We start from the raw sequence: 13,710 nt of genomic DNA, 5'->3' as shown, positions 1-13,710 counted from the left end.
GCCTACAGCCCGTAGGACTTGCCGATGATGTCGCGTTGGATCTCGCTGGTCCCGCCGTACACCGTCGAGACCACGCTCTGGCGCAGCAGCCGCTCCATGCCGTACTCGGTGGCGTAGCCGTAGCCGCCGAGCATCTGCATCCCCTCCAGGGACAGGTGCTTGGCGAGTTCGGTGGCCTTGAGCTTGGCCATCGACGCCTCGCGCGGGAACAGCGCTCCGGCCGGGGCCTCGTCGATCACCCGCGCGGTGTCGTGCACCAGGAGCCGGGTCGCCTCCAGCTCGGTGGCGTTGTCGGCGATGCGGTGGCGCAGGGCCTGGAAGGTGCCGACCGGACGGCCGAACTGCTTGCGCTCCTTGACGTAGGCGACGGTGTCGTCGAAGGCGCGGCGGGCGAGCCCGAGCATCAGCCCGGCGAGCATCATCCGCTCCAGGTTCAGGCCGGCCATGAGCTGGCGCCAGCCCTGCCCCTCGGTGCCGACGACGGCGTCGGCGGGCAGCTCACAGGCGTCGAAGTAGAGGTCGTTGACCTCCTTGCCGCCCATCGTCTCGATACCGCGCACGGTCAGCCCCGCGGCGTCGGCGGGAACGACGAACATGGTGAGGCCGTCGTGCTTGCCGCCCTCGGTGGAGGTGCGGGCGACCAGCAGGATGTGCGACGCGATGTGCGCGTTGGAGCACCAGGTCTTCTGCCCGTCGATCCGCCAGCCGGTCTCGGTCTTGGTCGCCTTGCACTTCAGGCCGCCGACGTCGGAGCCGGCCTCGGGCTCGGACATCGAGATCGCCAGGACGTTGCCCCGGCACATCCCGCCGAGCAGCTCCTGCTTCTGGTCCTCGGTGCCGAACTTCTCGATCGCGGCCGCGGTGATGGCGGTCGTGCCGAAGCCGGCGATGGGGGCCTGGCCGTAGGCGGTCTCCTCCAGGAACACGAGCAGCTCGCGCATGCCCTGGCCCGCGCCGCCGTAGGCCTCCGGGGCCGCGATGCCGACCCAGCCCAGCTCGGCCATCTTCCGGTACAGCTCGTCGGAGTGGGCGTGCCGGCCGCCGTCGGTCAGCTCGTCGCGGCGCTCCTTGGAGCCGACCTCGCGGCGGCAGAACTCGCCGATCGCGGTGGCCAGGGCGGCCTGCTCCTCGGTCAGGGTGACGGGCATCAGATGACTCCTTCGTCGTGGTGGGTCCACATTCCGGTGCGGTCCAGGTGTGCGAGCAACAGGTCGCGGCCGTCGAGGACGTGGCGGCGCATCGCAGCCCGTGCCGCGTCCGGGTCGGCGGCGCCCAGTGCGTCCAGCAGGACGACGTGCGCGTCGACCGCGCCGGTCCGCCAGGCGGGCGAACCGGTGTAGAAGTGCGCCGGCAGGTAGTGCGACGAGCGCCCCACCAGCCAGGCGAGCTTGCGCGACCCCGCCGACCGGTTGATCTCGGCGTGCAGCCGGTGCTCGGCGGACACGAGCGGGTCCAGCTCGGCCGGGTCGTGGGTCTCGGGGGTGTGTTCGCACAGCCGGGCGATCCGGTCGGCGAGCTCGCGCAGCGGTGCGAGATCGGCGGGGGACAGCCGCTGCGCGGCACGCGCGGCCAGCGTCCCGGTCAGGTCGGCCTGCACCTCGAACAAATCCGCGACGTCGTCGCGGGTCAGCTCGGCGACGACGAACCCGCGCCGCGGCACCGCGTGGACCATGTCCTCGGCGCGCAGCGACTGGAGCGCCTCGCGGACCGGGGTGTGGCTGACGCCGAGGTCGGCGGCGATCCGGTCCATCCGCAGGAAGGTGCCCGGCCGGAGCTCGCCGGACAGGATGCGGTCCCGCAGGACGAGCGCGATCCGGTCGGGCAGCTGGGGGGTGCGACCCGGTGAGAGGTCGAGCACGGAGTCGGCCGTCGACACGCCAACTATCATATACGATTCTGTCGAACCTGCGTCACCGACGACCGAGGGAGAACGACGTGCCAGGTCAGAGCTCTGCCGAGGACTTCCGGCTCACCGACATCCTGGCCGATCCGGCCCGCGCGGACCTCGTCGCGCTGTCGGTCGACGGCGTCGCCACGACCTACGGCGAGCTGGAGCAGCGGGCCGGGCGGACCGCGGCGGCACTGCGCGACCTCGGTCTCGGTGCGGGGGACCGCGTCGTGTGGATCGGGAAGAACCGGCCGGAGTTCCTGGAGCTGCTCTTCGCCGCCCCGCGGATCGGCGCCGTGTCGGTCCCGCTCAACACCCGGCTCACCGAGGCCGACCTGCTGGCACTGGTCGACGACGCCCGCGCCGGGCTGGTGGTGCTCGGCCCGGACTTCGCCGGGCTGCGCGCGGCGTTCGGAGAGCGGCCGGTCGTCGTCGTGGGGGAGGACCACGCGGCCTGGCGCGATGCCGCGACCACCGTCCTGCCGTCGTCGCCGCCTGCCGGATCCGGCCCGGACGACACGGTGCTGCAGCTCTACACGTCCGGCACCACCGGCCTGCCCAAGGGGGTGCTGCTCGCGCACCGGCAGTTCAGCGCGCTGCTACTCGCCGCCGGGCACTGGTCGATCGACCACACGTCGTCGGCGCTGGTCGCGATGCCGCTGTTCCACATCGGCGGGGTCGGCTACGCGCTGGTGTGCCTGGCGGCCGGCGCGCGTTGTGTGCTGGTCGCCGACATCGTCCCCGGCCCGCTGCTCGACACGATGACCGACGAGCGTGTCACGAACGCCTTCCTCGTCCCCGCCGTGCTGCAGATGCTGTCCGCGGTGCCCGGTGCCGCCGACCGGGACTGGTCGGCGCTGCGGTCGATCGCCTACGGCGCCTCGCCGATCACGGTCGGCGCGTTGCGTGCGGTCGTCGAGACCTTCCGGGCGCCGCTGTTCCAGGTCTACGGTGCGACCGAGACCACCGGTGCGATCACCCAGCTCGATCCGGCCGACCACGACCCGGACGGCCCGCGGGCACACCTCATGCGCTCGGCCGGGCGGCCCTACCCGTGGGTCGAGCTGACGATCGTCGACCCGGCGACCGGTCGCGTACTGGGCCCGGGCGAGGTGGGGGAGGTGCGGATCCGCTCCGACCAGGTCACTGCCGGCTACTGGAACCGGCCCGAGGACACCGCGGCCGCACTCGGCGACGACGCCACGCTGCGCACCGGCGACGGTGGCTACCTCGACGCCGAGGGGTACCTGTTCCTCACCGACCGGATCAAGGACATGATCGTCACCGGCGCGGAGAACGTGTACCCGATCGAGGTGGAGAACGTGCTGTCCGAGCATCCCGACGTCGCCGACGTCGCGGTGATCGGGGTGCCCGACGAGCGCTGGGGCGAGGCGGTGAAGGCCGTCGTCGTGCCGCGGCCGGGGACGACGGTCGATCCGCAGGCGCTCATCGAGTGGTTGCGCCCACGGATCGCGGGCTTCAAGCGGCCCCGCTCGGTCGACGTCGTGGAGGCGTTGCCGCGCAACCCCAGCGGCAAGATCCTCAAGCGCGAGCTGCGCGAGACCTACCGCAAGGCCTTCACCTGACCGAGATCATCGGTTAGCCTCGCCTCAGTGCCGGTGAGGGAGGGCTTCCATGTCTCTGCGTCTGCCGACCGGCAGCATCACGGTGCTGCTCGGACCGTCGGTGCAGCGTCGCCGCACGATGAACCGGCTCGACGACGCGAGTGGTCGGTGCGCGGACGGGCACGATGCCGTGGTGTGCAGGCTCGGCGCGCGGGCGACCGAGTCGGCGGCCGACCGGCTGGCGTCGGTGGAGGCGGTCCGGCGGGGTCCGACCGCGATGGTCCTCGCCGACCGCCTGACCGACGGCCTCGACGCGCACGACCGCAGCACGGTGCTCTTCGCACTGCGGGCGGTCGCCGCGGACGGGGTCGCCGTCCTCGTCGACGACATCGACCCCGTCGCGGCCCTCGCCGTCGCCGACGGCGCGTTGCGCGTCGACGAGCGCGGCGAGGTCCGGATGGAGGAGCTGGCCTACTTGGCCTCGTAGGTGAGGCAGTCGGCGGCGTCGGCGCCCGCGCCGATGTTCACCGACGACGCGGTGCACTCGAGCTTCTCGTTGAACCGACAGTCCGAGCGGTGACAGGCACCGACGAGACCGTTGCCGCTGCCGCCGCGGAACGAGATCTCGACGAAGGTGCCGCAGTGGGCGTGCTCACCGGAGATCGTGATCGCCCCCGCACCGCAGCTGGAGTCGGAGTTGTAGGAGCAGCTGGTGGCGGCGCACTGCTGAACCTGGGGCATGTCCTGAGCCGTGGTCATGGCGCTCAGGTTGTCGGGGTCGCGTGACGCGCGCCAGGCAACAGAGGCTCGCCTGACCGGCGGTGCGGGCCGCCTCACTTGCACCCCCGACCTGGGCGTCTGTTGCGGCACACCTCTCAGATGAGTGGTGTGAATCACATTGCGCGCCCGTCGGATGGGTGATCCGCAGTGGGCGCGGAGGTGGCGGGCCGGTGACGGCACCTCTCGGTCACCCGTCGCGTCCGCCGTCCGCCGTCCGTCGCACGGGCCCCCGCGCCGGCGGTCCCGGAGCCGTGCGCGGCGGACCGGTGGGGGTGGGCGATGATCCTGTCTCCGGACCCGGTGGAGCGGGCCCGGAGAGGGAGGCGACGTGGACGAGGACCTGATGGGCCGGCTGATCCGGTTCGCCGACCTGACCGCCTGGCCGGCGTTCGCGGCGCTCGGGGTGCAGGAGGAGTCGATCGACCGGCTGCTCGCGACGACCGCGGGCCTGGACCCGTCGGCCGTCGCCGGGGTTCGTGCCGGGCTCGCCGCACGGGTCCGGTCCGCGGCGCGGGCACTGCGGAACGAGCCGCCGGTCGCCGACGGGCTGCACCGGATGGGGCTGCGTCCGGGAGAGCGGGTCGTGGTCGTCGGCGACTCGCTGTCCGCCGACCGGCTGAGCTGGGCACGGCTGCTCGCCGAGCTGGTCCCGATGGTCGAACCGGAGACGACGGTCGAGGTGCTCGCGCTGTCCGGCCGGACCAGCTCCGAGGCGCTCGCGCTCGGCCCGGTCCTGGTCTCCCGGGTGCCGACCCGGGTGCTGGTCATGCTGGGCACGAACGACATCCGCCGGGAGGGCACGACCACCGGGATCCGGATGGTGTCGATCAGCGAGACGGCACGGAACCTGCGGGCGCTGCGCCTGCTGCTGGAGACCGAGAGCGGCGCCCGGGTGCGGTTCGTCGTCCCGCCGCCGGTCGACCCCCGTCGGGTGGCCGCCACCCGCGAGCTCACCGGCGAGTGGTGGGACCCGGCCGACGTCCCCGAGCTCGTCGCGACGGTCCTGGAGGTCGACCCGGATGCGGTCGACCTGTCCGGGATGCCGGTGCGGCCCGACTTCTGGGAGGACGACGGCCTGCACCCCAGCCCGATCGGCCAGGTCGCGATCCTGCGGGCGGTGCTCGCCCGGATCTGACCGGCGCCCCCGCTCCCGCCCCCCGGCCGGACCTCGGTGTCCGGTCGGGTCGGGTGCGCCGTCGGATCAGCCGCGCAGCGCGGCGACGGCGGCGCGGGCCGCGGCGGCGACGGCGGCCTCCCCGCGCTGCTCGTCGGCCGGGTCGGCCGGGACGGTGAACACCGTCAGGACCAGCGGTGCGCCGTCCGGCGGGTAGAGCACCCCGGAGTCGTTGCGCTCCCCGCGCGGTCCGGAGCCGGTCTTGTCGCCCACGCCCCAGCCCGCCGGGACCGCCGCGCGGATCTGCCGGTCGCCGGTGGTGTTCGCGCGCAGCCAGCCGGCCAGTCGGTCGCGCTGTGGGGCCGGGAGCGCGTCGCCGAGGACGAGGGTGCGCAGCGTGGACGCCAGCGCGGCCGGGGTCGAGGTGTCGCGCTCGCCGTCGCGGTCGTTCAGCGCGGTCTCCGCGCGGTCGGAGCGGGTGACCGTGTCGCCGGTGGTGCGGAGCCAGGCGGTCAGCTCGGCGGGGGAGCCGACCTCGCGCAGCAGCAGGTTGTGGGCGGTGTTGTCCGAGACGGTGATGGCGGCCTCGCACAGCTGGGCCACCGTCATCCCGGTCGCGAGGTTCCGGGTGGTGACGGGCGCGTACTCCAGCAGGTCCGCGCGTCCGTAGCGGACCGGGCGGTCGAGCAGGCCGGGGTCGGACAGCGAGCGGTGCAGCGTGAATCCGGCCATGAGCGCCTTGGTCACCGAGCACATCAGGAAGCGGTCGCCGCCGCGGTGCCCGGCGCTTCGGCCGGTGCCGGTGTCGAGCACGTGCACCCCGATCGTGCGGGCGTAGGTGCGCTCGACGTCGGCAATCGCGGGGATCGGCGCGGTCCCGGTGTCCGGGGCCGGCGGAGCGGCTGCGGGAGGAGCGGGTGCGGGCGGTGCACAACCGGTCAGCGCGGTGCCGCCGAGTGCTGCGCCGGCGAGGAGCAGGGAGCGACGGGAGATCGTCATGGGCGCACCGTGGTCGATCCGCGGCGATAGCGCGAATACGATCGAGCTGCGCGTGTGATACCCGTTCGATATGAGGCGAGGCCGGTGGACCTGCTACGGCACCTGAGCTTCTTCGTCGCCGTCGCCGAGGAACGGCACTTCGGCCGCGCGGCCGCCCGGCTCGGCATGGCGCAGCCGCCGCTGTCGCAGGGACTGCGCCGGCTCGAGACCCGACTCGGGGTGGTGCTGTTCGACCGCGGACCCGGTGGCGTCGCGCCGACGGCGGCCGGGCGCGACCTGCTGCCCCGCGCCCGTGCGCTGCTGGAGGACGCCGATGCGCTCGTCCTGGCCGCCGTCCGACACGCCGAGGCCGCCCGGGTGCTGCGGCTCGGGGCCGTCGCCGACCTCGGCCCGGCCGCGACCGCACGGCTGGCTGCCCGCGCGGCGGCGGTGACCGGGCTGCGGGTCGCGCCCACCGTCGCCACCACGGTGGCCCTGGTCGACGCGGTGTCGGACGGGACGCTCGACGTCGCCGTCGTCGCGCACCCGGCGGTGCTGGAGTCCGCGCGCGCCGGTCCGGTCGTGGCGTTGCCGACCACGTTGTTGCTGCCCGCCGGACACCCGGCCGCGGCGGGGCCCGGGCCGGTCGTGCTGCGGACGCTGCGCGGCCTGGAGCTCGCGACCACGCCGCGGGCGCACGCCCCGGCCGCCCACGACCTGCTGCTCGACACCCTCGACATCCGTGGCTGCCCGGTCACCGCGGCCGGGTCCGCGTCGCCGTCGGAGGCACTCGCGCTGGTCGCGACGGGTGCCGCGTTCGCGCTCACCCCCGATCCCGGCCTGGGCGCCGAGGGCGTCGCCCGCCGATCGGCGGCGGGGGAGCCGGTGCCGTTCCGGGTCCGGGTGGTGCACCGCACCGGGACACCGGAGGGCGTCGTCGACGCGCTCGTCGCGGCACTGCGGGAGCCCGGGTGAGCCCCGCCGACGAGGTCCGCGCGGTGTTCCGCGACGCCGGGGTGCGCGGCTGGCTGCACGCCCGCCCGGTCTCCGGGGACGGCCCGCACCACTCCGACCGCGACGTCGACGCCGGCGCCCACGCCCCTGTCGTGATGGCGTCGGTCTACAAGCTGTTCGTGCTGGTCGCCTACTGCCGGGAGGTCGACGCGGGCACGGTCGACCCGCGGGAGCCTGTCGTCGTCCCGGTGCCGCGCACGCCAGGGCTCACCGGCATCTCCGCGCTCGTCGACCCGGTGACGATGAGCTGGCGGGACCTGGTCACGTCGATGGTGACGGCCTCGGACAACGCCGCGGCCGACGTCGTGCACAGCCGGGTCGGCCGGGACCGGGTCGCCGCGCTGCCCGCCGAGCTGGGCCTGTCCGGGACCCGCATTCGCGGCGGCACCGACGACGTGTTCGCCGACCTGCTCGCCGACACCGGTACCGACGACGTCGCCGCGGCCTTCGGGGTGCTCGCCGACAACGACGTCCCGGTCGAGGTCCGCGCGCTCAGCCCGGTCTACGGGTCGGCGACCACCGCCGCGGACGTCACCGCGCTGCTCGCGCTGCTGTGGCGGGGCGAGCTCGCGTCGGAGGCGTCGACGGCGTTCGCCCGCCGGCTGCTCGGGGCCCAGATCTGGCCGCACCGGCTGCGTGCCGGATTCCCCGCACCGACGCAGGTGGCGGGCAAGACGGGCACGGTCGGCGCGGTGCGCAACGACGTCGGGGTCGTGACCTACCCGGGCGAGCACCCGGTCGCCGTCGCCGTGTTCACCCACTCCGCCCGCAGCGACACCACCGTGCCGCGCGCGGACGCCGCGATCGGCGCCGCCGCCCGGGTCGCGGTGCACGCGCTGCGGGCCCCCGCGCTCTGAGCCGCCGCCTCAGCCCGCCGGCAGCCACTCCCGCGCCGCCGCGACCAGCGCCGCGACCCCGACCGACAACGTCGGCTCGATCACCGGCGCGTAGCGGGGGGAGTGGTTCGACGGCAGCGACGCGCTCCGTTCCCGGATCTCCGCGACGCCGGCCGCACCCTCGAACGCGCCCGGGTCGGCCCCGCCGAGCAGCCAGAACACGCACGGGACCCCGGCGGCGACGGCGAACCGCCCGACGTCCTCGCTCCCGGTCACCGGCCCCGGGTCGACGACCGGGAGCGGGGTGACCGTGGCCAGCGCGGCCCGGGTGCGTTCCGCCGCGTCGGCGTCGTTGACCACCGGCGGGAACGACTCCAGCAGCCGGACCTCGGGGTCCCTCGGTGCCCCGGAGGCCGCGGCCTCGCCGCGCACGGTCCGCTCGATCCCGGCGAGCACCCGCCCGCGCACCGACGGGGTGTACGAGCGCACGGTCAGCCCCAGCTCGGCGGAGTCGGGGATGACGTTCTCCTTGGTGCCCGCCCGCAGCATCCCGACGCTGAGCACCGCGGTCTCGGTCGCGGCGATCTCGCGCGGCACGACGGTGTGCAGCCGCAGCGTCGTCGCGGCGGCGAGCAGCACCGGGTCGACGGTGGTCTCCGGGCGAGCCCCGTGCCCGCCCACGCCGTGCAGGGTGATCCGCAGGCTGTCGCTGCCCGCGAAGGCCGGCCCGGCGGCGACGGCGAGGAGCCCGGCGGGCAGCGGCGCGACGTGCTGGCCGAGCACGACGTCGGGGGTGCCGAACCGGTCGTAGAGGCCGTCGTCGAGCATCGCGTCGGCCCCGGCGCCGAACTCCTCGGCGGGTTGGAACACCACGAGCAGCGTGCCCCGCCAGGTGTCGCGGGCCGCGGCGAGCTCGGCGGCGGCACCGACCAGGCAGGTCACGTGCATGTCGTGCCCGCAGGCGTGCGCGACGGCGGTCTCCTCGCCGTCGCGGCCGACGGCCCGGACGGTGCTGGCGTAGTCGAGGCCGGTGTCCTCGGCGACGGGCAGTGCGTCCATGTCGGCGCGCAGCAGCGCGGTGGGGCCGTCGCCGTTGCGCAGCACGCCGACGACGCCGGTCCGCCCCACGCCCTCGGTCACCTCGTAGCCGTACCGGCGCAGCCGTTCCGCGGCGATCCCCGCGGTGCGGGTCTCGGCGAAGGAGAGCTCGGGATGGCGGTGGAGGTCGCGGTACAGGTCGGCGAGGTCGTCGAGGTTGGCGAGGTCGTCGTCGAGGTCGTCGAGGCCGGCGCCGGGGTGACTGTCGCTCACACCCGGCGAACGTAGTCCGGAACCCGTTCGAGCGACACGGGCGGCGCAGTGGAGTGATGGCGACACCCTCACCCGATGTGGTGAAACCGCCATCCCGGGGACAACCGGATGACCGGTCGGGTTAACGGTTTGTTCAAGTTCGCCCTAGGATTAGCCCATGACGCAACCGGCTGGAGCGCCTCGATGACCCTGGAACAGGTCCGTCCGACCGGTCCGGACACCGGTGACCGGTGGCGCGGCCTGGCCGTGTTCGTGGTCCGCTCCGCGGCCGCTCCGCTGCTCGACGAGGCCGTCGCGGGCGTGGCCCGTGGGCTGGAGATCCTCGACGTCGTCGTCCTCGACGACCAGCAGGTCACCCGGGTCCGGGGCCAGGTGCCCGCACCGCCCGCCCGGCCGGTCCCGGCCGGCGCGCCGTACGCGCTCGTGGTCGCCTGCGACGTGGTCGCCCCGGTCGGCACCTCCGGGGTGCGGGCCACCCAGGACCGGGTCGCCGCCGTCCTCGACTACACCGAGAAGCGGGTGCTGCGCCGCGTCCCGCCGCGCGAGCACTACCTGCCGGTGCAGGCATCGTCGTCGCCGGAGCACGCCCTCGCCCTGCTCGACGCGCTCGGGGACCCGGGGATCCTGCACCGCATCGCCGGCCCGGTCGCCGATCTCGGCCGCCGGTGCGCGATGCCCTTCCCGGTCGTGCGGATGCTCGGCGGCACCTCGCCCGGGTTCCGCGCCCGCGTCGCTCTGGTCCGCCACCCGGTGCACGGGCCGTCGGTGTGCAAGGTGTTCCGGCCCGGGGCGCACGAGGCGTTCGAGCGCGAGCTGCGTGCCCGCCTCGAGCTCGGTGACCTCCCGGAGGTCCCGGAGCTGCTCGAGCGCGGGGAGAACTGGCTGCTCACCCCGTTCTACGGCGACACCGGCCGGCACGTCGTGCGCCGGCTGCCGGGTGAGCTCGCCCAGCTGCGCCCGGAGGTCGTGCGGACGCTGCTGCGGTTCTGCCGCGACCTGCACGAGCGTGGCCGTTTCGTGCTCGACCTGTCCCCGCACAACCTGGTGTGGGACGAGCGCGCCGGGCTGAAGGTCCTCGACCTGGAGTTCGTCCTCGACTACCCGGGCGAGCCGCCGTCGTGGTCGGACTGCTGGAGCCTGCGCGGCGTGCCCGCGGAGTACCGCGCGTCGGTGGAGGGACTGCCCGACCTGGTGCTGACCCGCGGCGTCGGGAACTCGGTGTTCCATCCGGCGATCTCCGGGATGAACCGCGCCCGGCTGCTCGCCGAGCCCCGTCGCGGCGACGCCGCGCACAGCGGGGCCACCCAGCTCGCCTGGTACAGCGCGCTCGGTACCGTCGGCCGGTTGCATCCCGCACTCCGCGGGAAGCGGCACTGACGGCGCGCCCTCCGACGCGCCGACCCGCCCCGACGACCGGAGGACCCGCGTGACCGGACCCGGCGGCGACCTGCCCGACGACCCGACCCGGCCCCTGCGGCCCGTCCCGGCCGACCCACCGCCGCCGGACGGCCCGCCGTCGTCGCCGGACCGGGCGACGGGCGGACCCTCGCTCACGACACGGACCGCGCGCGGCTTCGCCTGGGCGTTCACCGGCACCGTCGGCCAGGCGGTCCTGCAGATCGGCGCCACCGTCGCGCTCGCCCGGCTGCTGACCCCGGACGAGTTCGGTGCCGCCGCGGCCGCGCTGCTCGTCGTCGGGCTGACCCAGCTGGTGACCCAGCTCGGCGTCGCCGCGTCGCTGGTGCACCGCGAACGTCTCGACGACCGCGACGTGACGGCCGCGTTCTGGTTCTCGGTGCTGGTCGCCGCGGTGTTCGCGGCCGTGCTCGCGGCCGGCTCTCCGGTGCTCAGCCCGCTCGTCGGGCTGCCCGCCGACTCCGGGCTGCTGCCGCTGCTGTCGGTGGCGCTGTTGTTCGCAGGTGCCGCCGCGACGCCGCTCGGACTGCTGCAACGCGACCTGCGGTTCCGCTCGATGGCCACCGTCGACCTCGTCGCGGCCGGGCCGGCGCTGATCGGGGTGAGCGTGGCGTTGGCCGCGGCCGGGTTCGGTGCCACCGCGCTCGCCTACGGCGAGATCGCCGCCGCCGTCGCCAAGTGCGTCGGCTACCTCGTGCTGACCCGTCCCCGGTTCCGGCCCGAGGGCCCTGCCGCGAGCTGGGCCCGGCTGCGTCCGCTGCTCGGCTACGGCACCGGTTTCTCCCTGGCCCAGCTCGGCAACTGGTTCGCGCTCAACGCCGACAAGCTCGTCGTCGCCAACGCCCTGGGCACCGGCCCGCTCGGTGTCTACGGCCGTGCCTACAACCTGCTCTCCGAGCCGGCCAACATCATCGGCGGTGCCGCGGACAAGGCGCTGTTCCCGGCTATGGCCCGGGTCCGCGACGACGGCCCCCGGCTGCGCGCCGCCTACGTCCGCAGCGCCAGCCTCGTCGCGCTGGTCACCGTCCCGGCCGCGGTCCTGCTGTGCGTGCTCGCGCCCGAAGTCGTGCACGTGCTGCTCGGCGACCAGTGGGACGCCGTCGTGCCGCTCGTGCAGCTGTTCGCGCTGGTGCTGCTGCCGCGCACCTCCTACAAGATCAGCACCTCGCTGACCCGGGCCACCGGCGCGGTCTACCGGGCGGCCTGGCGGCAGTGGCTCTACGCCGGCTACGTCGTCGTGCTGACCGTGACGGGTGGGCTGCTGTGGGGCCTGGTCGGCGTCGCGGCGGGGGCCTCGCTCGCCATCGTGATCCACTTCCTGGTGATGCTGCAGTTCTCCGCACGGGTCTCACCCGGCCTGATGGGCGCGGTCCTGCGGATGTACCTCAAGCACGTCCCGGCGCTGGTGCTGACCGTCGCGGCGACCTGGGGCGTCGCGACGCTGGTCCGCCCGCTCGGGATCGACCTGGTCACCCTCGCCGTCGCCGCCCTGGCCGGCGGGATCGCCACGCTCGGGACGCTGGTCGTACTGCGCGGACGGTTCGCTGCCGAGCTCGGCGTGGTGCGGAGCCTGCGCGGGGGCGGGGCTCCCCGCGGGCCGCGCCCGGCCGGCTCCGGACCCGGCCCTGTAGATCCCGCGGACCCCGCAGCCCCCGCGGCGTCTGCCGGACCCGCGCTCCCGACCGGGCCCGCCGCTCCCGCGGCCCCGGTGGACGACGCCACCGTGCAGCTGCCCGCCGTCGGCCGCGGTGACGTGCCGCGGACGGTCGGGACGCCCGCCGACCGCCGCTGAGCCGACGCCCCGCGTGCGCCCGGACACGCCCTGCGGGCAGGGTTGTGCACGGTCCGACGACGACGGAGGTCGTCGACCGTCGGTGTCCCGGAGATCCCGGGACGCGTGCGAGGGAACGAGGTGCTCATGGAGCGCGTAGGCGTCGTCGGCTGCGGCCAGATGGGATCCGGGATCGCGGAGGTCGCGGCACGGGCCGGGTACGGCGTGCGGGTCGTGGAGACCTCCGCCGCCGCCGCCGCCGTGGAGGCCGGCCGAGCGCGGCTGGAGTCGTCGCTGGCCCGGGCGGAGAAGCGCGGCCGGATCGACTCGGCGGAGGAGGTCCTGGCCCGCATCGAGGTGATCGAGGGCCTGGACGCGCTGGCCGACCGGGAGCTCGTCGTCGAGGCGATCGCCGAGGACGAGGCCCTCAAGACCGGCGTCTTCCGGGAGCTGGACCGGCTCGTCACCGACACCGGCGCGGTGCTGGCGTCGAACACGTCGTCCATCCCGATCATGAAGCTGGCGGTGGCGACGAAGCGGCCGGAGAAGGTCGTCGGCATCCACTTCTTCAACCCGGTGCCGGTGTTGTCGCTGGTCGAGCTCGTCCCGAGCCTGATGACCGCCGACGACACGCTCGCCGCCGCCCGCACCTTCGTCGAGGAGGGGCTCGGCAAGAAGGCGATCGACTGCCAGGACCGCGCCGGGTTCGTCGTCAACGCGCTGCTGGTGCCGTTCCTGCTGTCGGCGATCCGGATGATGGAGTCCGGCTTCGCCACCGCCGAGGACATCGACGAGGGACTGGTCCGCGGCTGCGCACACCCGCAGGGCCCGCTCGCGCTGTCCGACCTGATCGGCCTGGACACCGTGCAGGCCGTCGCCGAGTCGATGTACGCGGAGTTCAAGGAGCCGCTGTACGCGCCGCCGCCGCTGCTGGCCCGCATGGTCGACGCCGGGCTGCTCGGCAAGAAGGCCGGGCGCGGCTTCTACACCTACTCCTGAGCCACCTGCTCCGCAGCCCCGTACCCGGGGAGCGCGGT

Annotated in this window: 13 protein-coding genes; 8 read left to right on the top strand and 5 right to left on the bottom strand. The window is 74.7% G+C overall.

Annotated features, from left to right (window positions below; all coding sequences use genetic code 11):
* Window positions 1-2: 2 nt before the first annotated feature.
* Window positions 3-1,148 (bottom strand): acyl-CoA dehydrogenase family protein, encoded by a 1,146-nt coding sequence (locus KPL59_RS14695; protein ID WP_075308564.1) that lies wholly within the window; start codon window positions 1,146-1,148, stop codon window positions 3-5.
* The gene (locus tag KPL59_RS14690) at window positions 1,148-1,876 is read right to left on the bottom strand and encodes a GntR family transcriptional regulator (RefSeq protein ID WP_170917028.1); all 729 of its coding nucleotides are present in this window, start codon (window positions 1,874-1,876) and stop codon (window positions 1,148-1,150) included. Before KPL59_RS14690 ends, KPL59_RS14695 begins: the two co-directional genes overlap by 1 nt.
* A 59-nt stretch (window positions 1,877-1,935) precedes the next feature.
* Between KPL59_RS14690 and KPL59_RS14685 the strand changes: the two genes are divergently transcribed.
* Both KPL59_RS14685 and KPL59_RS14680 read left to right on the top strand, forming a co-directional pair.
* Window positions 1,936-3,474: a long-chain-fatty-acid--CoA ligase gene (locus tag KPL59_RS14685; protein ID WP_226350773.1), complete on the top strand. Its 1,539-nt coding sequence runs from the start codon at window positions 1,936-1,938 to the stop codon at window positions 3,472-3,474.
* Between the two features lie 49 nt (window positions 3,475-3,523).
* Window positions 3,524-3,940 (top strand): hypothetical protein, encoded by a 417-nt coding sequence (locus KPL59_RS14680; RefSeq protein ID WP_226361124.1) that lies wholly within the window; start codon window positions 3,524-3,526, stop codon window positions 3,938-3,940.
* Here KPL59_RS14680 and KPL59_RS14675 read toward each other — a convergent pair.
* The gene (locus tag KPL59_RS14675) at window positions 3,925-4,212 is read right to left on the bottom strand and encodes a DUF1540 domain-containing protein (protein WP_043279421.1); all 288 of its coding nucleotides are present in this window, start codon (window positions 4,210-4,212) and stop codon (window positions 3,925-3,927) included. The two genes, KPL59_RS14680 and KPL59_RS14675, sit on opposite strands and share 16 nt — an antisense overlap.
* Before the next feature lie 349 nt (window positions 4,213-4,561).
* Between KPL59_RS14675 and KPL59_RS14670 the strand changes: the two genes are divergently transcribed.
* Window positions 4,562-5,368: an SGNH/GDSL hydrolase family protein gene (locus tag KPL59_RS14670; RefSeq protein ID WP_020624910.1), complete on the top strand. Its 807-nt coding sequence runs from the start codon at window positions 4,562-4,564 to the stop codon at window positions 5,366-5,368.
* 66 nt (window positions 5,369-5,434) lie between these two features.
* On the opposite strand, the gene bla is transcribed toward KPL59_RS14670, so the two are convergent.
* The gene (gene bla / locus KPL59_RS14665; protein WP_226350775.1) at window positions 5,435-6,346 is read right to left on the bottom strand and encodes a class A beta-lactamase; all 912 of its coding nucleotides are present in this window, start codon (window positions 6,344-6,346) and stop codon (window positions 5,435-5,437) included.
* Window positions 6,347-6,430: 84 nt separating this feature from the next.
* Between bla and KPL59_RS14655 the strand changes: the two genes are divergently transcribed.
* Both KPL59_RS14655 and KPL59_RS14650 read left to right on the top strand, forming a co-directional pair.
* A complete protein-coding gene (locus tag KPL59_RS14655) occupies window positions 6,431-7,300 on the top strand; it encodes a LysR family transcriptional regulator (RefSeq protein ID WP_308187889.1) in 870 nt (289 codons plus the stop codon).
* Window positions 7,297-8,196 carry a serine hydrolase gene (locus KPL59_RS14650; RefSeq protein WP_226350776.1) on the top strand — a complete coding sequence of 300 codons (900 nt, stop codon included), beginning with the start codon at window positions 7,297-7,299 and terminating at the stop codon, window positions 8,194-8,196. Before KPL59_RS14655 ends, KPL59_RS14650 begins: the two co-directional genes overlap by 4 nt.
* 9 nt (window positions 8,197-8,205) lie before the next feature.
* Here the strand turns inward: KPL59_RS14650 and KPL59_RS14645 are convergent, their stop codons facing one another.
* A complete protein-coding gene (locus KPL59_RS14645) occupies window positions 8,206-9,486 on the bottom strand; it encodes an amidohydrolase (protein WP_374111629.1) in 1,281 nt (426 codons plus the stop codon).
* A 183-nt stretch (window positions 9,487-9,669) separates the two neighbouring features.
* Between KPL59_RS14645 and KPL59_RS14640 the strand changes: the two genes are divergently transcribed.
* The 3 genes from KPL59_RS14640 (at window position 9,670) to KPL59_RS14630 (ending at window position 13,672) form a co-directional block, all read left to right on the top strand.
* Window positions 9,670-10,863 (top strand): hypothetical protein, encoded by a 1,194-nt coding sequence (locus KPL59_RS14640; RefSeq protein ID WP_226361123.1) that lies wholly within the window; start codon window positions 9,670-9,672, stop codon window positions 10,861-10,863.
* 49 nt (window positions 10,864-10,912) lie between these two features.
* Window positions 10,913-12,694, top strand: a complete 1,782-nt coding sequence (locus tag KPL59_RS14635) for a lipopolysaccharide biosynthesis protein (RefSeq protein ID WP_226350778.1) — start codon at window positions 10,913-10,915, stop codon at window positions 12,692-12,694.
* Window positions 12,695-12,820: 126 nt separating this feature from the next.
* On the top strand, window positions 12,821-13,672 hold the full coding sequence (locus KPL59_RS14630) for a 3-hydroxybutyryl-CoA dehydrogenase (RefSeq protein ID WP_226361122.1): 852 nt from the start codon (window positions 12,821-12,823) through the stop codon (window positions 13,670-13,672).
* Window positions 13,673-13,710 lie beyond the last annotated feature (38 nt).

The organism is Pseudonocardia sp. ICBG1142 (assembly GCF_020496255.1).
Lineage (GTDB): Bacteria > Actinomycetota > Actinomycetes > Mycobacteriales > Pseudonocardiaceae > Pseudonocardia.
This window is presented reverse-complemented; position numbering and strand designations above follow the sequence as displayed.